This is a genomic window from Shewanella sp. Choline-02u-19, assembly GCF_002836205.1.
In the GTDB taxonomy this organism is placed as follows: Bacteria; Pseudomonadota; Gammaproteobacteria; order Enterobacterales; family Shewanellaceae; genus Shewanella.
Window position 1 is genome coordinate 645003 of record NZ_PJBE01000012.1, and the last position, 24579, is coordinate 669581.

The 24579-nt window shown below is 44.4% G+C and carries 19 protein-coding genes; 9 read left to right on the forward strand and 10 right to left on the reverse strand.

Translation table 11 applies throughout. From position 1 onward, the window contains the following. Window positions 1–126: 126 nt before the first annotated feature. From folK to sfsA, 5 genes are all read right to left on the reverse strand, one after another. Window positions 127–606: a 2-amino-4-hydroxy-6-hydroxymethyldihydropteridine diphosphokinase gene (gene folK, locus CXF83_RS04845; RefSeq protein WP_101092328.1), complete on the reverse strand. Its 480-nt coding sequence runs from the start codon at window positions 604–606 to the stop codon at window positions 127–129. Next, window positions 606–1907, reverse strand: coding sequence for a polynucleotide adenylyltransferase PcnB (pcnB, locus tag CXF83_RS04850; RefSeq protein WP_232775035.1), 1302 nt, complete (start codon window positions 1905–1907; stop codon window positions 606–608). The genes folK and pcnB overlap by 1 nt, the downstream gene beginning before the upstream one ends. Window positions 1908–2087: 180 nt before the next feature. Continuing rightward, complete coding sequence (gluQRS, locus tag CXF83_RS04855; RefSeq protein WP_101092471.1) at window positions 2088–2966, reverse strand: tRNA glutamyl-Q(34) synthetase GluQRS; 879 nt, start codon at window positions 2964–2966, stop codon at window positions 2088–2090. Between the two features lie 57 nt (window positions 2967–3023). Next, complete coding sequence (gene dksA, locus CXF83_RS04860; RefSeq protein WP_101092326.1) at window positions 3024–3467, reverse strand: RNA polymerase-binding protein DksA; 444 nt, start codon at window positions 3465–3467, stop codon at window positions 3024–3026. A gap of 160 nt (window positions 3468–3627) precedes the next feature. Continuing rightward, complete coding sequence (sfsA, locus tag CXF83_RS04865) at window positions 3628–4332, reverse strand: DNA/RNA nuclease SfsA (protein ID WP_101092325.1); 705 nt, start codon at window positions 4330–4332, stop codon at window positions 3628–3630. A 507-nt stretch (window positions 4333–4839) separates the two neighbouring features. On the opposite strand from sfsA, the gene pepB reads away from it, so the two are divergent. Together pepB and CXF83_RS04875 are read left to right on the forward strand one after the other, a co-directional pair. Then, the gene (gene pepB, locus CXF83_RS04870) at window positions 4840–6117 is read left to right on the forward strand and encodes an aminopeptidase PepB (protein WP_101092324.1); all 1278 of its coding nucleotides are present in this window, start codon (window positions 4840–4842) and stop codon (window positions 6115–6117) included. A 295-nt stretch (window positions 6118–6412) separates the two neighbouring features. After that, on the forward strand, window positions 6413–7336 hold the full coding sequence (locus CXF83_RS04875) for a winged helix-turn-helix domain-containing protein (RefSeq protein WP_101092323.1): 924 nt from the start codon (window positions 6413–6415) through the stop codon (window positions 7334–7336). 714 nt (window positions 7337–8050) lie between these two features. Here the strand turns inward: CXF83_RS04875 and CXF83_RS04880 are convergent. Continuing rightward, the gene (locus tag CXF83_RS04880) at window positions 8051–8362 is read right to left on the reverse strand and encodes a hypothetical protein (protein ID WP_101092322.1); all 312 of its coding nucleotides are present in this window, start codon (window positions 8360–8362) and stop codon (window positions 8051–8053) included. A gap of 89 nt (window positions 8363–8451) precedes the next feature. After that, the gene (thpR, locus tag CXF83_RS04885; RefSeq protein ID WP_101092321.1) at window positions 8452–8985 is read right to left on the reverse strand and encodes an RNA 2',3'-cyclic phosphodiesterase; all 534 of its coding nucleotides are present in this window, start codon (window positions 8983–8985) and stop codon (window positions 8452–8454) included. 147 nt (window positions 8986–9132) lie between these two features. Between thpR and hrpB the strand changes: the two genes are divergently transcribed. Beyond that, window positions 9133–11637 (forward strand): ATP-dependent helicase HrpB, encoded by a 2505-nt coding sequence (hrpB, locus tag CXF83_RS04890; RefSeq protein WP_101092320.1) that lies wholly within the window; start codon window positions 9133–9135, stop codon window positions 11635–11637. An 814-nt stretch (window positions 11638–12451) separates the two neighbouring features. Here the strand turns inward: hrpB and CXF83_RS04895 are convergent. Together CXF83_RS04895 and CXF83_RS04900 are read right to left on the reverse strand one after the other, a co-directional pair. Then, the gene (locus tag CXF83_RS04895) at window positions 12452–13579 is read right to left on the reverse strand and encodes a zinc-binding dehydrogenase (RefSeq protein WP_101092319.1); all 1128 of its coding nucleotides are present in this window, start codon (window positions 13577–13579) and stop codon (window positions 12452–12454) included. 120 nt (window positions 13580–13699) lie between these two features. Then, window positions 13700–14377 carry a glutathione S-transferase family protein gene (locus CXF83_RS04900; RefSeq protein ID WP_101092318.1) on the reverse strand — a complete coding sequence of 226 codons (678 nt, stop codon included), beginning with the start codon at window positions 14375–14377 and terminating at the stop codon, window positions 13700–13702. A 233-nt stretch (window positions 14378–14610) separates the two neighbouring features. Here CXF83_RS04900 and CXF83_RS04905 point away from each other — a divergent pair, with 233 nt between their 5' ends. Further along, window positions 14611–15522 (forward strand): LysR family transcriptional regulator, encoded by a 912-nt coding sequence (locus tag CXF83_RS04905; protein WP_101092317.1) that lies wholly within the window; start codon window positions 14611–14613, stop codon window positions 15520–15522. 341 nt (window positions 15523–15863) lie between these two features. On the opposite strand, the gene CXF83_RS04910 is transcribed toward CXF83_RS04905, so the two are convergent. Next, window positions 15864–16805, reverse strand: a complete 942-nt coding sequence (locus tag CXF83_RS04910) for a LysR family transcriptional regulator (RefSeq protein ID WP_101092316.1) — start codon at window positions 16803–16805, stop codon at window positions 15864–15866. A 174-nt stretch (window positions 16806–16979) separates the two neighbouring features. Between CXF83_RS04910 and CXF83_RS04915 the strand changes: the two genes are divergently transcribed. From CXF83_RS04915 to CXF83_RS04935, 5 genes are all read left to right on the forward strand, one after another. Then, on the forward strand, window positions 16980–18437 hold the full coding sequence (locus CXF83_RS04915; RefSeq protein WP_101092315.1) for an NAD-dependent succinate-semialdehyde dehydrogenase: 1458 nt from the start codon (window positions 16980–16982) through the stop codon (window positions 18435–18437). Window positions 18438–18588: 151 nt separating this feature from the next. Then, window positions 18589–19869 (forward strand): 4-aminobutyrate--2-oxoglutarate transaminase, encoded by a 1281-nt coding sequence (gene gabT / locus CXF83_RS04920; protein WP_101092314.1) that lies wholly within the window; start codon window positions 18589–18591, stop codon window positions 19867–19869. A 202-nt stretch (window positions 19870–20071) separates the two neighbouring features. Continuing rightward, entirely contained in the window at window positions 20072–20962 is an 891-nt protein-coding gene (locus CXF83_RS04925) for a LysR family transcriptional regulator (protein WP_101097984.1), read from the forward strand. A gap of 270 nt (window positions 20963–21232) precedes the next feature. Next, on the forward strand, window positions 21233–23623 hold the full coding sequence (gene mrcB, locus CXF83_RS04930) for a penicillin-binding protein 1B (RefSeq protein ID WP_101091618.1): 2391 nt from the start codon (window positions 21233–21235) through the stop codon (window positions 23621–23623). Window positions 23624–23681: 58 nt separating this feature from the next. Next, window positions 23682–24443 (forward strand): class I SAM-dependent methyltransferase, encoded by a 762-nt coding sequence (locus CXF83_RS04935; RefSeq protein WP_101091617.1) that lies wholly within the window; start codon window positions 23682–23684, stop codon window positions 24441–24443. Window positions 24444–24579 lie beyond the last annotated feature (136 nt).

Consider the following 24579-nt stretch of genomic DNA (forward strand, 5'->3'; position numbering starts at 1 on the left):
TTTAGCGTTCTCAGCGCTTTAATTCAAACCTGTTTGCAGGGATGGTGTTCCTTGTTGAGGTCATCAACAGCGGCAGTGCAAGTATGCTCATCGAGTGTGGGTTCGAAGCATTTGATGGCATGGCTATTAATGTGCCAGCTGCAGTTCTGCGGTTAAACAATCGGTGATCAAACTGCCCAGCGGTGTTTTGTCTGGCAATATGAGTGTTGGAGTCAAATCAAATAATGGCACTAATACAAAGCTACGTTGTTTCATTCCATAATGGGGAACGGTCAGCCGAGGTAGATTGATGTGCTCATTACCGTATAGCAGTAGATCTAAATCCAAGGTTCTAGGCCCCCAGCGCAGTGTTCTGAGTCGGCCTTGTTCATTTTCAATCTTTTGTAATGCATCTAACAGATGGATGGGGGCGAGATCTGTTTTAAAGCCAGCAACCGCATTAACGTAATCGGGTTGCTGAACGTCGCCCATGGGCACTGAGCGATAGTAAGGGGAGATGCTAAATGAATTGTCTTCGGCAATGCTCAACAATGCTTGGCAAGCATTGTTGAGTTGTTCGATGGGTTGGCTTAAGTTAGCCCCCAATGCAACATAGACCTGAATCATTACTCTGTAGGTTTAGGTGCTGCTTGGTCTGAAGGCTTAGAACGACGACGTTGAGAAGTACGATTACGGCCGCCTTTATTGCTCGACTTAGCAATAACATTACGCTGATCTTCACTGCCTTCGACAAAGCTCTTCCACCATGCTGCATTCTTGGCAACGGAACCACCTTCGGCTTCGCCACGTAATAAGAGTAAATCATAAGCGGCTCTAAATTTAGGGTGTTCAATAAATTTAAAGGCTTTGGTGCCTTTGTTACGCTCAAAACGTAGCTGTAGTTGCCATATATCTTTTGTCACAGAGCTAAAGCGGCGCGGGAGACTAATTGTACGACACTGCTGCTCCATTATATCGCCCATAGCTGCGGTATAAGCATCGTAGAGGCTTAAGCCACTTTCGAGTGCGATATCGTCCGCACGCTGTGTTAGTGGATACCAGAGTAGCGCAGCATAAAAGAATGCGGGAGTGACTGGCTTTTCTTGCTCAATACGCAAGTCAGTATTTTCCATCATCTCTTGCAGCAATTTAGCAATGGGCCCGTGAGGCGCTTCATCCAGTAGTGAATCTACTAACGGAAATAGCGGCGCAAATAAACCGAAATCTCGCATCATGTTGTAGTTCTGGGCTGCTTTTCCAGCGAAGAATAACTTTAGCACTTCTTCGTACATACGCGCCGCAGGGATATCTTTTAGCAAAGGCGCTAAGCCTTTTATTGGATCTGCTGCTGCAGATTCAATTGTCATATCGAGCTTGGTGGCAAAGCGCACAGCGCGAAGCATACGTACCGGATCTTCGCGATAGCGAGTATCAGGGTCGCCAATAAGACGGATTGTGCGTGACTCTAAATCCTGTAATCCACCGCCGTAGCTATGAATAGAGAAGTCGCTAATATCGTAGTAGAGCGCATTGACGGTAAAATCACGACGTTCAGCATCTTCGTCGATAGTGCCGTAAACATTATCACGCAATAGTCGACCCGATTCATTGGTCTTAGAGATCTTCTCTTCGCTATCAACGTGATGTCCACGCAGTGTAGCGACTTCGATAACGTCACGACCAAACACAATGTGCGCCAGACGGAAGCGTCTACCAACGAGGCGACAGTTACGGAATAATCGCTTAATTTCTTCTGGCGTGGCATTGGTCACCACATCAAAATCCTTAGGTTGCATATCCAATAGAATGTCGCGTACTCCGCCACCGACCAAGTAAGCTTTAAAGCCTGACTTATGAAGTCTGTAGAGTACTTTGATCGCATTGTCGCTGATCTGTCTACGAGAAATTGAGTGCGCTTTTCTAGGCACAACTTCTAAACTCAGACCGACCTGAGTATTTTCTTCAGCTTTTGGACTATCATCAAATAACTGCTTACAGAATTGGCTAATACGGCGAAAAATGGGACACCTCTGATTTGGATATTTACTAAGGTAAAAACAAGTGGGCTATGATAACCCAATTAAAGCTCAATGAGTATACGATTCAGTTTACGTAACAAGGAGTATTTCAGATTGCCTTGGTACCTTACTTAAATCAAACTGACTGATAGCCTGTTCTAGCATCTTGCTGGCTTGTCTTTCTGGGGTCACTTCTGTTTGGCCCAAAAAGCGTAATGCCGCATTAATGCTGGCTTGCGGCTTTACAACATCAATTGCTGCCGCATGGTTTTGCTTGGATAACTTGCGGCCTTTTTCTGCACATGCTAACGGCAGATGAAGCCAATTTGGACTTGGATGCTTCAACAGTTTAAACAGACTTTCTTGACGGCAAGTGGGCTCGAGCAGATCTGAGCCTCTCACCACCTCGGTGATCTGTTGGTGGATATCGTCAAGCACCACCGCTAACTGGTAGGCGTAGAGGCCGTCACTGCGTTTAATAATGAAATCTTCAGCAGCAAATTGACTATCGACTTTAACCACACCTTTTATCTGATCTAAAAATTGTGCCACGCCATAGTGGTTGCGAATACGGATAGCGCCCACTTTATGCGGCTGCGCAAGTCTTCCGCAACGGCCATCATAACTGCCCCCCATGGCTTTTATCTGCTTGCGGCTACATTGACAATAATAAGCTTGGTTTGTCGCCAGCCATTGGGTGATCTGTTGCTGATAAATATCAAGGCGTTGGCTTTGATAGACTACTGAGTTGTCCCAGTGCAGGCCGTACGCTTCTAATGTGCTAAGAATTTGATGACTAGCACCGGCAATCTCTCGTGGTGGATCGATATCTTCGATACGCACCAACCACTGGCCATTCATGGAACGCGCACGCAAAAAACTGCCGAGGGCAGCAATCAATGAACCAAAATGAAGTGGACCAGAAGGGGACGGTGCAAAGCGACCGATATAAGCTGTTGAGTTAACCATTAGAGACATTTAGAAACAAAAGAGCGGAGCATAACGCTCCGCACCTTAAGATAGCGATTATCCCGCCATCTGCTTTTCTTTGATCTCAGCAAGCGTCTTACAGTCGATACATTGATCGGCTGTTGGACGAGCTTCTAATCGACGGATACCGATTTCGATACCGCAAGAGTTACAGAAGCCGAAATCATCTTCTTCGATTATCTGTAGCGTCTTTTCAATCTTTTTGATTAGTTTACGTTCTCTATCGCGAGCACGTAATTCTAAACTAAACTCTTCTTCCTGAGCTGCACGATCGACAGGATCTGGGAAATTAGCCGCTTCGTCTTGCATATGGTTAAGAGTGCGGTCAACTTCTTCGCGCAATTGGTTACGCCAAGCTTCAAGAATCGTCTTAAAGTGACCCAACTGGTCCTCGTTCATGTACTCCTCACCGGGCTTTTCTTGGTAAGGTAATACACCTGCGATAGCGAGCACACCGAGTTTTTTAGTGCCTTCTGGCATAACGCATCTCCTGTTAATCATTTGCGTTGTAGGGCGTCTGTATAATAACGGGCGCTATCTATACCAGAAACCCTCGAGATAGGCAAATAATTTATATTATCTGCACTCGATTCTTTGACTATGTCTTCTATTAAGAACAATTTCAACTGTATATTCTGAATTAGAGCTTAACTGGACAGGATTTAACCAAACGGGACGCTGAGGGCGACAGCTCGGCACTATAGGCTAATATCTCTACTCCAGCTGAATATGCTTCATCGAGTAATGCAGCATAAACAGGATCAATATGCGCTGCAGCTTTAACGGAATCTATTCCTGTATGCTGCACAACGAACAATAATACAGCTCTATGGCCCAAGGTCACCATTTCCATCAATTCGCGTAAATGTTTTTGGCCACGAGTGGTCACCGCATCTGGAAAGTATCCTTGCCCATGCTCAAGTAAGGTGCAACTTTTAACCTCTACATAGCAACTGGCTTTGTTGTTACCTTCTAATAAGATGTCTATTCGGCTGTTTTCACTACCATACTTTACTTCGCGGCGTAATGACGCATAACCGGTTAGTTCTGTTATTACGCCGGTATTAATCGCTTCTTCGGCTAAGGTATTTGCACGACCAGTATTGATGCCTATCATATCGCCACTTGGCGTTTCAGCGAGCTCCCAAGTACGGCTATATTTTCGCTTTGGGTTATCAGAGACTGAAAACCACACTTTGCTATCTGGAAATAAGCAATTACGCATCGAACCAGTATTAGGGCAGTGGATAGTCACTTCGCTGCCATCCTCGAGAGTGATATCGGTTAGAAAACGTTTATATCGTTGAATGAGGATCCCACTATCAAATACGGGGTTAAACTCCATTTTAGCTACCTAATGACGACTATATTGCCGCTAGATTAACAGAGTTTTTCGGGAGGATTGGAGAATAATGCATAGGTACGGGTTGAGATTAAATAATTAAGAAACGGTTAGTATTCTAAAATGAGCTCAACTATTTAATACCCGACTTTAGATATTACAGGCGATCCAGTAAACTCAGCTAAAAATAATACCAATCTCATCAAACATATGAGCATTCAGCGGGAATTCAAAGCTCTGTAAGCCAGGCGGATGATTGAAGTTAATAGTTATTCTATACCGAGAGCATCTAACGTAGCATACAGGGCTTTGAAACCCGCACTACGTGAGCCACTCAGGCATTCCACTTCTACGTTACATTGAATTAAAAGGGAATAACCATTTCTTCATCAATGTGCCTTGAATTGAAAAGCTTGAGTGGCTCTGAATTGACTAGATGTTTAATAGGATTGGTATCATAAACGAGTCGAGAGCACCCTTGCTGATCGATTCACATTTTAAGGACCTAAAATGACGAATTTAATGAAAGTTACCCTCACCCAAGAAGTACCTGCTGCTCACTGGGGAAAAGCCAATGTTACTTTTCAAAACGATGTGGCTTCAATCCATATCAAAGCGGGGGATATTCAGCGTCAAGTGCAACAAGCTGCCCGTAAGCTTCAAGGACAAGGCGTTAGTGCCGTTGCACTAGAAGGCAACTTATGGACTGTTGATGCGCAATGGGCCTTTGCTCAAGGCTTTGCTACCGCTAAAAAGCAGCCACAAATACAGTGGACCGGTGACGATTCGGCAAAGACCTTACTTGCCAACCGTTTAGAGAGTGCCAACTTTGCCCGTAAATTGATTAACGAAACGCCGGAAAATTTGTCACCAATGGTGTTAGCCACTGAAGCGGCAAAATGGTTGAGTGATATTGGCGGCGACAACATTAGCTACCGCATTATTGAAGGCGAAGCATTATTAGAACACCAGTGGATAGGTATCCACGCGGTAGGCCGTGGTAGTGAACGTCCACCTGCATTGCTTGAAGTTGATTTCAACCCATCGGCAGCCGATGCCGACGTTGCTGTAGCACTCGTGGGTAAAGGGATCACTTTCGACTCTGGTGGTTACAGCATTAAAGGTTCAGAAGGTATGCTCGGCATGAAGTGCGATATGGGCGGTGCAGCCACCGTAACCGCCGCACTTGGTTTAGCGATTAAGTCAGGCCTTAACAAACGCGTTAAGCTCTTTTTATGCTGCGCTGAGAACTTAATCAGTGGCCATGCTTATAAGCTGGGCGACATTTTAACCTACAAAAATGGCGTAACTGTTGAAGTGGTTAATACTGACGCTGAAGGTCGTTTAGTGCTGGCTGATGGTCTGCAAGCCGCATCAGAAACGGGCGCGTCATTAATTATCGATGCTGCCACTCTAACGGGTGCTGCCGTTATGGCGGTTGGCACTAACTACAATGCTATTTTCTCTCCTAAAGCTGAAATCTTGGCATTAGCGCAACAAAAAGCCATTGCCGCTTGCGAGCGAGTTTGGCCTTTGCCACTTGATCCTTGGCATATGGACAGTTGTCCAAGTCCTTATGCTGATACTGCTAACAGCCGAGCGATGAAGGGTGGCGGTGCCGGTGGTGCTTCAAATGCAGCGGGTTTCCTATGGCGCTTTGTTGCCCCAGATGCTAACTGGTTGCACGTTGATCTCGCGTCGGCATTCTCAGACTCAGGTGATGCATTATGGGCTGCAGGTGCAACGACTCATGGCGTACTGACGATTGCTGGATTATTGGAAGACTAGTCTTTAGAGTATTAGGAGCACAACATTGATTGTGTCTTTACTGTAGCGCAGGCTATATACAGTAATATCTCTATTATGAAGCCACCTTATTTATAGGTGGCTTTTTTATAGCTGACTTTTTAGCGTGATAGGCCGCTGATTATAAAAGTTAATACTTATCTTGCTGAAATGACCATGATTCAAATTCCCGCTCTTTTAAGTGAGTCCCCCCTGAAAACAGTCTTTGCTAAAACAGCACTTATGTTGCATTATTGTTAACTATTGGTTTTTTTACTTAAGTGTTGGTTTGCCGTCCATGAAGCTTAGTTTTAGTGAATTCTCTATCGATCGTGAAACAGCCGAAGTGTTAATTAATGGCACTATTTATGCTATTGATGAGCGTAATATTATGCTTATTCAGTTGCTCGCTAATAGTTATCCAGAATATTGTTCAAAACAAGATTGCTTAGACAAAATATGGGTAGGCACAGTGGTGTCGGACATGTCATTGTCTAAACTGGTTTCAGATACGCGTAAGATTTTTAGTAAAGCAGGTTATTCAGAACCATTGATTCAGACTGTTCATGGTCGAGGTTATCGGCTCGAACATGTACTCGGAAAGCAGCTCTCACTGCAGACTCAACCTTCAACTGCAGATGGTCTTGCTGCTAGCTCTCAAGCAGCACAAAAGACACCCTTCACTTCGGCCCCCTTTATTGAGCGACGTAAAAAAATTGCGCCTATTTCATGGTGGGAAATTTTTGCTAAAGTATTGATTGCATTATTGCTGGTACTCGCGTTGATTTTCCAGTTTTGGTTAGGCGGAGCCAATAGCGATTCAGTCACGACACAAACGAAAAATCTCAATTATAGTGAGCCAACAAAAGCCCTGGGTCGAGTACTTTGGGTTGACGATCACCCTGAGAATAACTTGGCTGAAAAAGCCTATTTAGAAGAGAAAAATATTGGTGTTTATAACACTGTCACCTCAGAAGAAGCGCTCATGCTGTTATCTATGTATCACTACCAAGCGGTGATTTCAGATATGGGACGGCATGGTGATTCACTCGCGGGGCTTAAGCTGCTGCAAGCCATTCGTGCCGCTGGATATGATACTGACTTTTATCTGTACACTTATGTGGAGTCACCCGGCGTGATTGATGCCATTGCTCAGAGTGGTGGTCAAGCCGTTGTTATTGATAGCGATGCCTTGTATGAGTTGATATTGGCTCATTTTTAAAAGAAGCAGATGATTCATTAAAGCGAATTATCTAAAGAAAAAGTAAGACATTTAAGTATTTAGCCTCGTAATAATTAAAAACCTATCGAAACAATACCTATTAATACCAGCCAAAGCTAAAAATAATTTAACATTCAAAGCGTTGATTTAAATGTATTTAATTAAAATTCATAATATTTCAAACTAATTCAGAGTTTCTCAATGGGTAAATTGAGATCTCTATGATATTTATATGGTTAACAAGTCATTAAGACTTAGCGCTAATACTTCCTAATACCCTTCTATGGTCTTAAAAGTTACTGACCATTAAATGAAAAGTTTTCACAGTTCTTCGATTAGCCACCTACATATAGGTGGCATTTTTTTGCAAAAAAGTTAATGTTCAGTACTTGTTTAAGTCGCTCGTTCAGTACCGCATTAACTCTCTAATCTAGGGGGGCTGTTGATCTTTCGAGCTTAGTTTTTGTTCGACTCATTCCCGTAAAGAATAATGATTTTAGGTCAAGGATTGCTAGCTAAGCGAAAAGCGCGTAACGCGTTCTAGTCATAAAAGACTAAAAGCATTGAAACGAACCCTAAGGGCCGCGCTTCTGCTATTTTTACGGTGTTGTAGGCTATTTGTGGAGAATGACTAAACGACATAGTCTCCGTCTTGTCAAAATAGCCAATAAACGGCGGCAAAAACAACCGTGAAAGATCAACAGCCCCTAATGTTTAATCAAGAAAACCATCGTGGATAAATAGATGCTTAGTTTGATTGAAGCTTGCTTCGCTGCAATTGACAAAATCAATAGCGTGCTGGGCATTGTCTAAGCGAAATTTGTCCGTTTTTGCAATTTCATATTCGTTCATCACGATATTCATCGCTTCTTGAGTCCATTCCGGCTCACCTTTACCAATAACCACTTCTGGTGGATCGTAATGCGTCACCATCCAATTTTGCAGCTCTTCGGCTGAAATTTTCCCGAGTTTCCAAGATGATAAAAGATCGGTAAGTTGTACTTTAGTAATTTGCGATGTTGTCATGATTTAACCCTATTGACGCTGATGCGGCATAGATTAGCTTACTTTGCGAAAGCGAGAAAGATTAATACTTGTTCCCGCTGAATGAGCAACTATTTAATAGAATTGATATCGCTCAGTGACCAAGAATGCAGTATCGGATATTCAACGCCATTTGTACCCGCAAACGATTCAAAAAGGTGCAGTACCGTTGGCTGTAATAATATCGGTTGAAACGTAACATCATTGAGCATGACTTTTGCTTTTCTAGCCAGTGTTATATGTGGATTATAGTGATGTTCACTTTGATGAAGGCCGTGCTGCTGAGCAATCAATTGCGCTGTCTTAGCCAGCGCCATTAGATTAGGATCAGATGCAGTTCCTTTAAGGCAAAGTATTTTGGGCTTTTGCCAATGCTCAATAAGATCGAGTGTAACTTTAAAACGAGGTTTGTTGAGGGCGTCAACTCTTAAGATCAGTGCATCAATGGTTTTATTGCTGGCTTGTCCTAAAAAAGCCAAGGTCATGTGCAAGTTGTCACGAGGCACCAATCTAATGCTTATCGGCAGTTGCTGCTGTATCGCTTCAATATACTGAGCTTGTTTCGGCGTCAATGAGAAGCCTAAAAATACTCTTTTATCTGCCATTTTTTAGATCCGCTGTGTTTTGTTGAGAGAAAAGATCTATGGGTAGTTTAGCCTGCAGAGGCTTTTAGCGTACACTGCGGGATAATTATTACTTCAATATGCCATGATTTAAAGTGTCATATTGAGCCGCATAACGAAAAGAACCCTGTGACTTCATTACCCATTCAAACGTTACTACAACCAATCAGATCCGCCTTTAATCAGTGTAATCAAATTATACTTGAGGCGCCGACAGGTGCGGGTAAATCAACAGCACTGCCGCTAGCGATGCTAGATTGGGATGAAATTGACGGCAAGATTTTAATGCTAGAGCCGCGCAGAGTAGCGGCGCGTAATGTCGCCCAGTTTATAGCGCTCAAGCGTGGCTGCACGCTGGGCGGTGAAGTGGGTTATCGGGTACGAGGTGAGTCAAAGATTAGCCGTGATACTCGTTTAGAAATTGTCACAGAAGGCGTGCTCACTCGGATGATCCAGCGTGACCCTGAGCTCACTGGGATCGCATTGGTTATTTTCGATGAGATCCACGAACGTCATCTCACCACAGATCTCGGCTTGGCGCTGGCGTTGGAGATCCAATCGAGTTTTCGCGAAGACTTAAAAATATTGGCGATGTCAGCAACCTTGTCGGGGTTACCACTTGCTAAGCTCATGCCTGATGCGACCACGCTGAGCAGTGAAGGCCGCAGTTTTCCGGTCGAGCAAAGCTATCGCGCCGCGCCAGTACAATCTTTATGGCTAGATCATATGGCCAAAGTGATCCTTGAGGCGTTAGCGTCGCAAACGACAGGTTCTTTACTGGCATTTTTACCAGGGCAAGGTGAGATCAGAAGATTACAAAATCTGCTCACGCCTCGTTTGGACCCGATTAAATTTAGCATCTGTCCTTTATATGGCAGCTTGCCTGCCAAGGTGCAAGATCTGGCGATTGCACCGCCAGCCTCAGGGATACGTAAAGTGGTACTGGCCACCAACGTTGCCGAATCGAGTTTGACCATTGAAGGCATAACACAAGTCGTCGATTCTGGTTATAAACGGCAAGCCAGTTTTAACCCTAGAACGGGCGGCACAAGACTGTCGCTTAAACGGATCAGTCAGGCCTCTGCTGCGCAACGTAGTGGCCGTGCAGGACGTTTAATGGCAGGTTTTAGTACTCGACTCTGGAGCCAAGAGGAGCACGGCAGGCTGATCCAAGCCGATGAACCCGAGATCGTCCACACCGACCTAATCTCGATGGTGCTTGATGGCGCCTATTGGGGCGTTAAGTCCCTAAAAGAACTCCCCATGCTGACACTGCCATCCAAGGCTAATGAGAATATTAGTTGGCAGTTACTCACTTCCCTTGAAATGGTAGACAGCAAACGCGTTATAACCGCTCATGGCAGGGCCGCTTACGAGTTGGGCTGCCAGCCGCGTTTAGCGCATATGTTGTTGAAGGCTAAAAGCTTATCAATGCAAAATGGTGACGATGATTTAGCAATATTGGCATGCATTATTGCGGGCACATTAGAGTCTAGAGGTCGTAGTCGCAAAGGCTGTGATATTAGCCATTATTTTGCCGAAGCATTAGCTTCTGAATCTGCAAAGCAGATCCGCCAATGGCTCAAAACTTTGGGTCTTTCAGTAGGATCAAACCACACGCTAACGACTGTGGCTCGACAGGCAGCGAGTGATGATATTTCACTGTTATTGGCGTTCGCCTACCCAGACAGAGTAGCCCGTAGGCGCGGAGTGAGTGGTTACCAACTTGCAAGCGGTTCAGGCGTTGAATTGGCCGCTGATGATGCACTCTCTGGGCAAGCTTGGTTAGTGATTGCAGACTTTCAAGAAACTGAAGGCCGCAGCCACGGTAAAGTGTATCTCGCTAGCGCGTTGAATGAACAATTATTGGCAGGCCAACTGTCAGGTTTAGTTGAAACCATAGAATATTGTGGTTGGGATGACAGTAAAGGCCGATTCTTTGCTGAAACACAGCGAAAAGTGGGACAAATTTTACTGAGTAAAACGCCGATAAAAAATCTCGACAAGCGGCTTATTAAAAACGCTATTGTGGAACAAATCAGCCTTAACGGTCTTGGCTTACTTAAGTTTGATGAGCGCATTGAGCAGTTACGCTATCGAGTGGCTATCGCCGCTAATTTGGATACGTCGCACGAGTGGCCATTACTTGATGATGATACGTTAATCGTTCAGTTAGATGACTGGCTTAAACCCTATTTAGATGATGTGCGCAATTTGACGCAATTGCAGCAAGTCGATTGCTACACGCTACTGCTAAACCAAATGCCGTGGGCTACTCAAAAGCACCTTGAGACTTTATTGCCGACCAAGTGGCTTATGGCGACAGGTACCCATGCCAAGATTGAATACGACAGCGACGGACGTGGGCGACTCAGTGTTAGGCTACAAGAGGCCTTAGGTATGCAGGAAAGTCCTAAACTGGCGCAGGGAAAGTTAGTGGTCACTATGGAGCTATTGTCTCCAGCACGTAGACCTTTGGCGTTAACAGCTGATCTTGCCAGTTTTTGGCAAGGGCCTTATGAACATGTCAAAAAAGAGATGAAAGGGCGTTATCCTAGGCATCTATGGCCAGATGATCCGGCTAATACTCAGCCGACTAAATTTACCAAGAAGAAGACGTTCGCCCAAAAGTAATTTTGGCTAATTAGAATTGGGTTTAGTTAAAATCAGCATTTAGTTTATTGCTTTTAAAGCTGCGGCTTCGCGGCCGAGAACGTTGTGGCGTTTTGCCTACATCAAAGACAGAAGTAATCAAACTTCGTTTGATAAAGGTCGTGAGTTTCCAGCTCACACTCGGGCAAAAGGGGATCAACAGCAATCCCCTCTTGCCTAATTCTTACAAAAGAAGTCCCGTGCCGCCCCGACGAAGTTGTTTATCCTCCGTCATTTTCGAAAACCCCTATCGCCTCATATTCGCCATCCATGGCTCACCTAAGGCTATCTCGGCATTCATGCCTCAATCACGTGATTATCTTCAATGACCTCGGCAACTTCGATGGGGAATCAATGTTTTCTGATAGTTTTGCGGCGCGGTGATTTGTTTATTCTTAAATTGAGAACTCAAATGGTGAACTGTTGTGCTTTTCAAACTCAGTGTAGATGCGGCCAAGGCCTTCGGAAACAGGGCGTATTCTGTTCCATACAGGATTTGGTATTCCCTCCGTCCATGGAGGTTAAATGTCTCAGGGACCCTCTCTTTTATAAAGAGCTGCAGCGAACCTCAGCTGCGTCTGTACATACGCAGACCGCAGTTCATAGGAGCCACTTTGGTCAGCAGCTAACGCATTTATGCCCCTTTCCAAGTTAGAGTATTAGCTCATCACATTTCAATTCTAGGCATTTCAACTACTTTTTCTAATCGGTGTCGTGCTCTGAAAAGAGGGCTTACCAAATAAAAAGCAGAGTCCTATAATCGTCCTCTGCTTTTATTCAATCAGTTAGTGCGTGATTATCCTTGAGGTGTAATTAAGTACTTCTCACCTGTCGCTTGTTTAGAATAAGACGCTATTGATTGTAATTTTAATACTTCTGCTAATGACACTTCATGTGTGTAGTGGCTAGCAAAAGTGGTGCTGATCTCTTCTGCAACGCGTTGACGCATCGCAATCACTGTTTTAGTTCCTAGTTTACCGAGTGCATTGAATAACAAGAATCCATTGATACCCCATGCAAAACCGAAGTTATGATTTAGCGTAATAGGTCTACGGTCTAATGCGCCATAGATGTAAACTTGTTTGAAAATGTCTGAGCCATATACGCTGTGCTCTGTCATATCACGTGCAGCAGCAACTTCCATACAGTTAAGAATGTCACTGGTTAATTGACCGCCACCAATGGGGTCAAACGCAATCGTTGCACCCGTTTCAATAATTGCCGCGGTTAAGTCAGCAAGAAAGGTATCACTACTTGAGTTAACAACATATTTTGCGCCCATATCACGCAACAGCGTTTCTTGTTCTGCTTTACGTACTATGTTAATTAAATCGACGCCATCGGCAATACAAATACGGTTTAACATTTGACCAAGGTTAGACGCAGCTGCCGCATGAATGATGGCCTTATGGCCTTCAGCGCGCATGGTTTCAACCATCGCTAATGCGGTAAGCGGGTTAACAAAAGAAGATGCGCCTTCTTTAGCCGTAGTGCCTTCTTTTAACTCTAAACAGCTTTGCACATTAGCGCATATAAATTGACGATAAGTCCCACCACCAATCACTGCAACAGTCTTACCCATTAATGCTTGTGCCGCAGGTGATGAACCTGCTGCAACTACAGTTCCAGCACCTTCATTGCCAACTGGAGTTGATTTACCCACACGGGTTTTAACCGCAGGCATGAATTTAGCGGGAACATCAGCTGTAATGACAGGGCTTTGCTCTGAGCCTGATTGTGTCGCTGTTGTCATATCAGCAGCGCTGAACAAAACGGCTAAATCTGACGGGTTCAATGGTGCTGCTTCAATGCGAATAACCACTTCATCGGCAGAAGGTTGTGGCATGTCGATGTCTTTTAAAGCCAGTGTTAATTTATTATCTTGGCTGATTGTTGAAGTCAGTTGAATGTTGGTATCTTTCATGCCGTTTGCTCCTGCAAATAACTAAATTCGTTGAACCAATAACGTGATTGTATTGGCCGTAATTTGTTCGTAATTAATTTAAGTCAATATTTTAGTATTGGTTGTTTTTATCGCTAAGCACTATTGTGCATTTGCTGCTTGAAACTGAGCTTTTACCTTTTGGAGAAACTCGGGCATGTTTGCTAGGCGATCTGCCTCTACGCTTTGGGCAATGGCGGACTGACTCATTGAGGTGTTCCACTCTTTCATTCCAGGAACCTCTGCAAGTATGTCCCAATCAAGTTGGCTAGAGCCAAAGGCGCTAACGATGGTGTTTACGTAATAAACGTAGATGTCAGCCATGGTGAATTGTTCACCTGCTATCCAAGGTGAAAACTGGCACAAGCGACTTAAGGACGTAATTCCACGGTTTAATACTTGGCGAACTTCAACCTTAACTGCGTCAGGTGCTGCCGTGCCTGACAACGCATAAGGTATTAGTCGTCTGCTTGGCAGTTCAAAATAAAGCTCTGCTATTTTCATTATTTGACGCACAACCGCACGTTCTGTGGCATTTACAGGGTAGAGAGGGCTGACAGGGTACGTCTCTTCAATAAAGTCACAAATCACACTCGACTCTGAAATATGAAGGCCTTCAGACGTTGTGACTACAGGAACCTTGCCGGCAGGACTAATTGCCATTAACTCATCACTACCACCGTAAATCAGGTTTTCTTCAAACGGCAGTTCTTTGTGTAGCAGTACATGTTTCACTAGGTTGTAATAGTTGCTAGCGGCAAAACCGTGCAAAGTCATCATAAATAAGTTTCCGTCATAAACGTAAAGGTGGTTTCTTTTGCCAGCAAAGCGCAATTAACGTCCAGTCTTTATCACGCTGCAACAAGGTCATGGTTGCAATGTTTAAGTTAAACCTATTATTACTTGTTTTAATCAGGTTATATATATGGGGAAATACCAATCACTATTGCTTTAAAGACAATAATGAGCGGTAATAATTAAATACTCAGATATTCATTTAATGGAGAAGCCTGTTGGATCATCTACGTGCAATACGCTATTTCAGTAAAGTCGTCGAAACGGGTAGCTTTACCAAGGCTGCAAGTACTTTCAATGTGCCGCCATCTTCGTTGTCGAGACGAGTTGCTGATCTCGAAAAGAGTCTAGGAGCGACACTGTTAAAGCGTTCGACTCGAATCGTGAAACTGACAGAAGTGGGGCAAATTTATTATAACGATGTCCAACAAATATTGAATCAACTAGAACAAAGCAATGAAACGGTTCGGTGTTACCAAACAACGCCGATGGGGCGTTTACGTATCAGTTCGATGGTGGGTTTTGGTGACAAGATATTGCTTCCTTTGTTAGATGAATTCAGTGAGTTATATCCTGAAATTGTATTAGATGTCAGTTTAAGTGACGAGCTATCGACACTTGGACGTGACGATGTGGATATTGCTATTCGCGGTGGTTACGCTCCAAATGAACGAGTGTTAGCGATAAGACTCATGGACAATGGTTTTATTCCTGTCGCTTCACCAAGTTATTTAGAGAAGTACGGAGTGCCTAATAATGCGATGGAATTAAAGCAACATAATGGCCTTTACTTTAAAGCGCCATCAGGGCCAACGCCTTGGTTATGTCATATGAACGGTCAATGGCATGATGTTTCAGGGCCAGCGGTCGCGATTTCAAATAACGGACCTTGGTTGGCAAAAAAAGCCTGTAGCGGTGAGGGTATTTTAATGTCTACTCGATGGGCGTTAGCGCCATATCTAGAGTCTGGAGAATTACATGAACTTAAGTTTGAGCATGAGTTAGCTATCAATCAAAATGCTGATATGGCCGTTTATCTGTTGTATCAAAAACAGCGCTACTTAGTTCCAAAAGTAAAAGCGGCAGTAGACTTTCTAGTTGAAAGAATAAAAGTAACAATTGAGAGTTGAGCAAGTACTTTGGGGTCAGTTTTTGTATTTTGCACGATACAGAAGGGGCCTGCAGATTAAGGACTTAACATAAACTAAGTTACTTTTTCTAATCAATGTCAGGTTAACTAGAACTAATGCTCTAACGCACTTTTGTTCAAAAACGTGTTTAGCAACTCTCCAAAAACAGTATCTAACAATCATCAAACCCTGCATCGAGAAGAAAAAATTCGCCGCCGAATAACCTTTAACTCTCTTGGTTAAAGGCCCCCTAATTATCTTGGTTAAAGGCTCCTAACTCTCTGGTTAAAGGTTTCTAACCCTCTTAGTTAAAGACTTCTAACTCTCTTGGTTAAAGACTTCTAACCCTCTTGGCTAAAGACTTCATTAAACACTGTTTTTAATAGCTCGATTTTACTGGTCTCTCGTGGATTGTGCTTGGACACCATCGATAAGCTGAACTGATAACGGGCGCTGCTGCGGTGAATAATCTTCAGTTGGTTGGCTGCTAACTCTTGTTTTATGTAACTGAGTGGCAGATAGCCGATATAGCAGCCAGAGAGTATTAAGGTTTTACGGGTATCAAACTGATAAGCCTTGGCTGATAAATTTAACTGTTTTAATTGCTCTTTACCCTCCAAATCAATATCAATCCCGGGGTGAACTGCGGGGGTTAACGCCAACATTTCAGCGCTGATCTCGGTGTCACTAAGTTGGAAAAATGGATGAGAGTCGCTGCAACAAAGGTACATAGGTTCGTTGTAAATCGTTTGGTAATCTAGCCCTTCGACCTGCTGATAACTGGGCAGTAAACCGATATGGGCTTTTTCTTTAAGTAGGCATTTTTCAATATGTTTAAGCGCTTCATTGTCGAGTACAAGGTGCAATTGAGGTTGGGTGGTATGGATCCTTCTCACCACTTCGGCTAACTTAATCTGCATGCGAGAATCGAGTTGGTCGGCACATAATATAATGAGCTCACCACTTAACTCTTCTCCTAAGCCATTAATGAGCCTTGAAAAATCATTCAGCGAATCAAATAGCTCGATGCAGGCATGATATACCGCCTGACCGTCTTCCGTTAATGCAAACCCCCCGCGGCCTCGACTGCATAATTTAAGCTTCATGCGACTTTCTAGGTTTGACATATGCACGCTAATGGTTGAGCGGGTCACACCAAGTTCAACTTCCGATGCTGAAAAACCGCCGTTCTCAACCACGGTTCTGAAAATACGCAGCAAACGTAGATCATATTCAGTCACCGCTTTTGGAATGATGGAGCTTTTATGCGTCGTCTTAATCAAATGATCACCTACAGAAATATAATGTTTGATAGCGGTAAAACATAAGGTTTATTGTTTTGTATTTAACCTGAGTTCATTTTGCTATTCAATAGCAATATGAATTTTTAGTATCCGTTTCATTTTTAATGAACAAACGGGTGCCACCATCAGATGAAACAGCCCGCTGGAGTGATTATGCAACAAGTTAACGATTCTGGATTAGTTAAGCTCAGCTCATACATTGACGGTCAATGGATTGAAGGGGCTACGCGTTTTGATGTTATCAACCCTGCCAATGACCAAGTTGTGGCACAAGTCAGTAATGCTGGCATCGAAGAAACTAAAGCCGCGGTATTAGCCGCTAAAAAAGCGCTACCTGCTTGGTCTAAGAAGTCAGCCAATGAACGCGCGGTTATTATGCGTCGTTGGTTTAATCTGATGATGGAAAGCCAAGATGATCTCGGTCGAATCTTGACGTTGGAGCAAGGCAAGCCTTTAGCCGAAGCCAAAGGTGAAATCGCCTATGGTGCCGCCTTTATTGATTGGTTTGCGGAAGAGGGTAAACGTGTCTATGGCGATACGATTCCTGGACCCGCGGGTGATAAGCGCATCATAGTGATTAAGCAGCCCGTTGGCGTCGTGGCCTCTATTACACCTTGGAATTTCCCCAATGCCATGATTGCTCGTAAAGCGGCGGCGGCGCTGGCTGCAGGATGCACTTTTGTAGTGCGCCCATCACCTATTACGCCTTTATCGGCGCTGGCGATGGCAGAACTTGCACAGCGTGCTGGTGTGCCTGCAGGGGTATTGAATGTGGTTGTGGGTGAAGATGCTGTTGGCATGGGTAAAGTGCTGACTCAGCACCCTGATGTCGCCAAGTTTACCTTCACGGGATCGACTGCCGTGGGTAAGATACTGATGACCCAAGCTGCTAGCACAGTGAAAAAAATCTCTATGGAGCTAGGTGGAAATGCGCCCTTTATTGTGTTTGATGACGCCGATATTGATGCGGCGGTGCAGGGGGCAATGATCTCTAAATATCGAAATGCTGGACAAACCTGTGTGTGCACCAATCGTATTTTGCTGCAAAAGGGCATAGCCCAAGAGTTTACCGATAAGTTTGCCAGTGCAGTGGCTGAGCTTAAGATGGGGGATGGATTTACTGAGGGCGTCAATTTAGGCCCGATGATCACATCACAAGCGCTGGCTGGCGTACATCAACTGGTGCAAGAAACTATCGCGGCGGGTGCCAAACTCATTGCTGGAGGCAAGCATGGCGCTGCGGGCAATAACTTCTATGAGCCGACTATTTTAACGGATGTGACCAATGATATGCCATTGGCAAGTAATGAAATTTTTGGACCAGTAGCCCCCATTATCACCTTCGATACCGAAGAAGAGGCTATTAAATTGGCCAATGACACTGAGTACGGCTTAGCGGCGTACTTCTATTCCAGAGACATTGGCCGAGTATGGCGCGTCGGTGAAGCATTGGAGTACGGCATGGTCGGTGTAAACGAAGGGATTATCTCAAATGCAGCGGCGCCGTTTGGTGGTGTTAAGCAATCGGGAAATGGTCGCGAAGGTTCTAAATATGGCCTGGATGATTATATGGAAATCAAATATCTGTGCATGGGTGGCTTAGACCGCTAACGGCTTAGATCGTTAATGATGGAAATCGAATATCTGTGCATGGGTGGATTAGACCGCTAACGGCTTAGATCGTTAATGATGGAAATCAAATATCCGTGCATGGGTGGGTTAGACCGCTAGTTCAGGCAGTTTCGATAATAGGATAGTAGTAATGACAAACAGCAGCTTACAAGATAGAAAAGTGAAGGTTATCGCCCGTGGTCAAGGCAATGTCTACCCCGTTTATGTGGACAAGGCACTGAATGCTGAGCTTTGGGACGTTGAAGGTCATCGCTATATTGATTTCGGTACCGGTATTGCTGTTTGTAATACGGGTCATAGTCACCCTAAAGTGGTGGCTGCAGTTAAAGCGCAGCTTGATAAGTTTAGCCACACCTGTGTAATGATTAATCCCTATGAATCCGCTGTTGAGCTGGCTGAGAAATTAACAGAGCTAGCGCCAGGTGATAGTGACAAAAAAGCCATATTTGTCACCACGGGGGCGGAGGCGGTTGAAAACTGCGTCAAAATAGCCAGAGCCCATACTGGCCGCCGTGGCGTCATTGCCTTTAATGGTGGCTTTCATGGGCGGACTAATTTAACCATGGCGTTGACGGGTAAAATAAGCCCTTATAAACATCTATTTGGTCCGTTTCCTGGTGATATTTACCATGCGCCTTTTCCAATGGCTTATCATGATGTGTCGGTTAAAGAGTCACTCAAAGCGTTAGACAACTTGTTTAAAGTCGATATTGCGCCAAGCGATGTAGCGGCGATTATTGTCGAGTCAGTTCAAGGCGAAGGTGGTTTTTATATCGCCCCTGTAGCATTTTTGCAGGCATTACGCAGTTTGTGCGATCAACATGGCATCGTGCTGATTGCCGATGAGATCCAAACGGGCTTTGGCCGTACCGGTAAAATGTTCAGTTTTGAACATGCCGATGTCGAACCCGACTTGATCACCATGGCCAAAGGCATCGCGGGTGGTTTTCCTATTGCTGCGGTTGTTGGTAAGAGTGAGATCATGGATGCTCCTTTACCTGGCGGTCTTGGTGGCACTTACGGTGGCTCTCCAGTTGGCTGCGTTGCAGCACTTGCTGTGCTTGAGATCATTGCAGAGGAAAAGCTGGTTCAGCGCGCAGATCAGATAGGCCAAATTTTTAATGAACAGCTAACGTTACTGCAATCAAGCTATTCGCATTTGATTGGTGAAGTGCGAAATCAAGGCGCTATGATTGCCATCGAGTTGGTGAGCAATGCTGACAGTGAACAGCCTAACCCTGCGCTGACGCAAGCGATTATTGCCAAGGCTGCAGAGCATGGGTTGATCCTGCTAGCCTGCGGATTTTATGGCAACGTGATCCGCTTTTTGCCTGCTTTGACCATATCTGACGAGTTGATCTATGAGGGGTTAAACAAGTTTAACCAGTTGTTTAGCAAATTAGCGGATTAATCAAGCGGCTTGAAATAAGTAACTTGGCGGATCTGTTCTGCCAAGTTCTACTTTTTTAAAACAGCCCCCCTCGTGGCATTGATCATCGATGTTCGCATTTTTTACGCCGCCGATTAAATTGAATGTCGCTACTATTTTTTGATTAAAAAGGTTTACCATATAGCTAAAGTAAATTTAGTTTTGTCTAAAAGGCTATTAACAAATGAGTCAACTCACCAGAATTCATTATTTCAATACGGTAGCCGAATTAGGAAGTATTTCAGCCGCGAGCAATTTTTATGATATTCAGCCTTCTTCCATATCGAGACAAATAGCCGTACTGGAAAAAGAACTGGGGGTGAGATTATTAAACCGAAATACACGAAATTTGGGGCTAACGGAGGCCGGAAGGAAATACTTCGAATATTCCCAAAGAATAATTTCTGAGATTGACTCGGCGAAAAGAGCCGTTAGCGATTTGCAGGATAAACCTCGGGGTGTTCTTCGAGTGAGTTTGACCGTTGGATTTGGTGAAATGGTGATCTTACCGCTAGTCACTAGGTTTATGGAGAAATACCCGGAAATAAAGTTGGAGCTTGAGCTCACTGAACGTGTAGTGGATATGGTCGATGAAAATATCGATATCGCGGTTAGAAGCGGACTGCTGCATGACTCTAATCTGGTTGCGACACATCTGCAGGATAATAATTTTATACTTTGTGCCAGCCCGATCTACTTGAAAAAATACGGCGTACCTCTGTCATCAAATGAATTAATAGATCATACGTGTTTATGCTATGGATTCGCGGGTTGGAAAGAGTGGTATCTGTTAGGCGATGCCGCACAGCCAATCCCCTTGTCTAATCGCATCACGATAAACTCTGTTAATGGTCAAAAGCAACTGATCATCAATGATTCCGGTATCGCGCTTATCCCACGCTGGGCGGTTAAAGAAGATGTTAAGCAGGGAAAATTATCGGTCATCATGCCTTCACTGACTTTTAGCCCATCTGAAAAGTTAACCTCAACTTATGCCATTTATCAAAATCGGGAATTTGTTTCACCCAAAATAAGAGTTTTTTTAGATTTTATAAAACAAGAGTTACTCCCGTAAAATCCATAAAAACGTATCTAATGGAATGGGTATCGCATGCTCTTGTGCCGAAGATATAGTAGAATCCAGTCTCATTTTTTCATTTTCTTGGTTGCCAGCTTATTGTGATATTTTGCATTTGAAATGAATGTGAGTAAGAGGGTATAGCGTAATTCAATCATTTGTTGCCAAGTCTTTTTGGCCAGATGCCCTCGCCATAATGCAACCGAGTATATTTACCCATAAAGACCTGCAGCTCTAAATCATCTAGAGCTAGGCCGCGGAACCGTCATGACAGATAAAGCCACACCTAAACCAAAAGTTACACCGAAAAAAGCGCCAAAACGAGCGCCGGTTAAACGAGTTTTAGCTGCTAAAGGCGCTAAAAAATCGACAAAGGCAACACCCAAAAAACCATCATCGAATAAAACCACTTGGGGCCGTAAATTGTGGTCTATCAGTTGGAAACTAGCAGTCATTGGCGCGGTGGCTGTTGCAGCTTATGGCATCTATTTAGATCAAATTATTGCACGTAAATTTGAAGGACAAAAGTGGCACCTACCGGCGCAAGTGTTTAGTCGCTCGATGGCATTGTATCCTGGAGCGGCCGTGAGTCATGGTCAACTGATGTCTGAGCTTAAGTTACTCGGTTACCGTAAAGTGGCTAATCCGCGTCAAGTGGGTGAATTCTCCGCCTCTAAAACCAAAATTGATCTTTGGCGCCGACCTTTCTTACATCCTCAAGGTGATCAAGCAGAGCAAAGAGTGATGCTCACCTTTGACTCGAATGGTGTGAGCTCGGTGACGAGAAGTAGCGACAAACGCCATTTAGCCGTGTTTCACCTAGAGCCGGTTTTATTGGACCGAATGATCACCGGTGATGGCGAAGACCGGTTATTTGTGACAAAGGCAAAGATGCCACATTCGATTATCGATGCACTTATCTTGGTTGAAGATCGCAGTTTTTATGAACATCACGGCGTCAATCCGTTTGCGATTGTACGTGCTGCTATGGTCAATATTAGTGCTGGACGAACGGTACAGGGGGGCTCAACTCTCACTCAGCAACTAGCGAAGAACTTCTTCCTGTCGAGCGAGCGTTCGATTATCCGTAAACTGCGCGAAGCACTCATGGCGATTATTATCGATTTTCGCTATCAAAAAGATGAAATACTCGAGGCTTACCTCAATGAAGTCTACATGGGACAAGATAAGTCTCGTGGAGTACACGGTATGGGGCTGGCATCGCAATTCTATTTCGGCCGCCCAATCGCTGAGCTGACAATGCCACAACAAGCCTTTTTAGTCGCAGTGATTAAAGGACCATCCTACTATAACCCTTGGCGTTATCCCGAGCGGGCACAGAAACGACGTGATTTGGTATTGCGCTTGTTAATGGAGGCGGGTGAACTTAATGTGACGCAGTATGAGGCCGCGGTTGAATCGCCATTAGGCTTGAGAAAATCAAATAAACCAGTGCACCAAAAACTGCCGGCATTTTTTGCTGTGGTTAGGCATGAATTAGCAACGCGATATGGTGATGCACTGTTACAACAATCAGGGATTAAGGTGTATACCACCCTGGATCCTATGGCGCAGGAAGCCGCTGAAAAAGCGGTTAAACAAACCCTTGAACAGCTAGGTAAAAACAACAAGTCCTTACAGGTCGGCATGGTGCTTACTGATAAATATTCCGCCGGTATTGCCGCCATGGTTGGCGATAAAGTGCCGAGTTACCAGGGCTTTAACCGCGCCGTTGAGATCCGTCGACCAATAGGCTCTTTAATCAAGCCGTTTGTTTACGCCACCGCCCTCAATCAACCCGATAAATACACACTTGCCACTCCACTAAAGGATCAGGCAATTACCCTTAAAAATGGTCAAGGCAAAACCTGGTCACCACAAAATGTGGATAAAAAATTCCGCGGTCAAGTGCCTTTGCTGACAGCCTTTAAAAAGTCGATGAACGTACCCACGGTTAATCTTGGTATGGCAATAGGTGTGGCAGGCGTTGCAACGACGCTCGATCGCGCTGGTTGGAAAGATAAGATCCCAGAGTATCCGTCAATGTTACTCGGTGCGGTTAATGGTTCGCCCTTAATGGTGGCGCAAGTCTTTCAAACCATCGCTGATAATGGTCGCTATCGCCATCTAAATTCAGTGACCACGGTATTGGATGCTAACAACCAGCCGCTGGTAGCATCAAGACCTAACGCCACTCAAGCTATTCCAGCAGCGAGTAACTACTTGGTTAAATATGCGATGACTCAAGTGGTAGAAGCTGGCACCGCTAAACGTTTAGGCAATGCTTTTCCGCGTACCACTCTCGCGGGTAAAACCGGTACCAGTAATGATTCCAGAGACTCTTGGTTTGCTGGTTTTGATGAGCGTAATGTCGCAGCTATTTGGGTGGGGCGAGATGATAACGGAAAAACTAATCTCTATGGTAGTAGTGGCGCGATGGCGGTATACCAAGCTTTCTTGAAGAATCGTCCACCTCTGAGCTTGCGGATGGCGCCAGTCGATGGCGTGGTACAGGGATACTTTGAACGTGATACCGGAGTGGCAAAAGAAGCTGATTGCGGCAATGTCATGCGTGTACCAGCATTGCGGGAGAGTTACCAACCCGCCGCTAATTGCGGCGAGCCATTGCCGTGGTGGAAAAAGCTGATTGGCAGTTAATTTTAATAATGACATAGCGTAGTGTGGTTATGTTTTAGCAAAGTCTACGGAGTCGCTATTGAACCTTTTTCAAGAATACGAAAAACAACAATTATGGCGAGATTGGCCGCAATATCTGAACTTCATACCATTAACGTCGAGTGATGCTGTTGTTGATCTTGGTTGTTCTGTAGGAGACGTGTCGCGTACCTTTTCAGAGCAGGTCGAACGTGTGGTCGGTATCGATCTCAATAAGGAGTTTGTACAGTTTTGTCAGGCAAGCAAAACCAATAACGAAACTTTCATTCATAGTGACTTTCTGAATGTTGATTATTCGTCTTTAGGGCTAGTTAACGGCATTTGGGCAAGCTACTCACTATCTTATTTAACTCGCCCAGAAGAGTATCTAAAGCAGTTGCATTCAATAATAGCGCCTGACGGTTGGATAGCCTTATTAGATGTCGCTTGCTTTATCTCTGGAAATCTAAGTAAAGACAGTCTCTATTATGAAAGGGTGCGGCAGTTTGAGTTAGCGTCATATCAATCGGGCTTATATGACTTTAATTTTGGTGACAAAATGCAGAGTATGTTGCTGGCAGCCGGATTTGAGATAATCCATGTAGATAATAATGTTACCGATCCCGAGCTTAATTTTTCAGGCGCAGCGAGCCTAGATGTTATTCAAGGCTGGTCAGCAAGGTTAAGCCGAATGCAAAAACTGAGTGAACTACTGGGTGACAAGTACTCAGATTTCTGCGTTGATTTACTATCCAACCTTGGCTCAAATAGCCATGAAAAACGAGGTAGTGTGCGGTTTGTTGTTGCCAAAAAAGCTGATTAGTGGAGTGAGTCGGTCAAGAAGCACATATAAGATATTTATCTGCAAGGCTCTAGCTTAAAGCTCTCTGTATAAGGTTTTCTACTTAAGATAACGGCCAATTGAAATTGGACTTCAGCAGGGCTGCTTGTACTTGGCT

Excerpts from the sequence above, each read along its gene's own strand:
- CXF83_RS04915 (WP_101092315.1), top strand. The coding sequence starts at position 16,980 with ATGCAACAAGTTAACGATTCTGGATTAGTTAAGCTCAGCTCATACATT.
- CXF83_RS04925 (WP_101097984.1), top strand. The coding sequence starts at position 20,072 with ATGAGTCAACTCACCAGAATTCATTATTTCAATACGGTAGCCGAATTA.
- dksA (WP_101092326.1), bottom strand. The coding sequence starts at position 3,467 with ATGCCAGAAGGCACTAAAAAACTCGGTGTGCTCGCTATCGCAGGTGTA.
- gabT (WP_101092314.1), top strand. The coding sequence starts at position 18,589 with ATGACAAACAGCAGCTTACAAGATAGAAAAGTGAAGGTTATCGCCCGT.
- thpR (WP_101092321.1), bottom strand. The coding sequence starts at position 8,985 with ATGGCAGATAAAAGAGTATTTTTAGGCTTCTCATTGACGCCGAAACAA.
- folK (WP_101092328.1), bottom strand. The coding sequence starts at position 606 with ATGATTCAGGTCTATGTTGCATTGGGGGCTAACTTAAGCCAACCCATC.
- CXF83_RS04895 (WP_101092319.1), bottom strand. The coding sequence starts at position 13,579 with ATGAAAGATACCAACATTCAACTGACTTCAACAATCAGCCAAGATAAT.
- pepB (WP_101092324.1), top strand. The coding sequence starts at position 4,840 with ATGACGAATTTAATGAAAGTTACCCTCACCCAAGAAGTACCTGCTGCT.
- CXF83_RS04900 (WP_101092318.1), bottom strand. The coding sequence starts at position 14,377 with ATGATGACTTTGCACGGTTTTGCCGCTAGCAACTATTACAACCTAGTG.
- gluQRS (WP_101092471.1), bottom strand. The coding sequence starts at position 2,966 with ATGGTTAACTCAACAGCTTATATCGGTCGCTTTGCACCGTCCCCTTCT.
- CXF83_RS04875 (WP_101092323.1), top strand. The coding sequence starts at position 6,413 with ATGAAGCTTAGTTTTAGTGAATTCTCTATCGATCGTGAAACAGCCGAA.
- sfsA (WP_101092325.1), bottom strand. The coding sequence starts at position 4,332 with ATGGAGTTTAACCCCGTATTTGATAGTGGGATCCTCATTCAACGATAT.
- mrcB (WP_101091618.1), top strand. The coding sequence starts at position 21,233 with ATGACAGATAAAGCCACACCTAAACCAAAAGTTACACCGAAAAAAGCG.
- CXF83_RS04880 (WP_101092322.1), bottom strand. The coding sequence starts at position 8,362 with ATGACAACATCGCAAATTACTAAAGTACAACTTACCGATCTTTTATCA.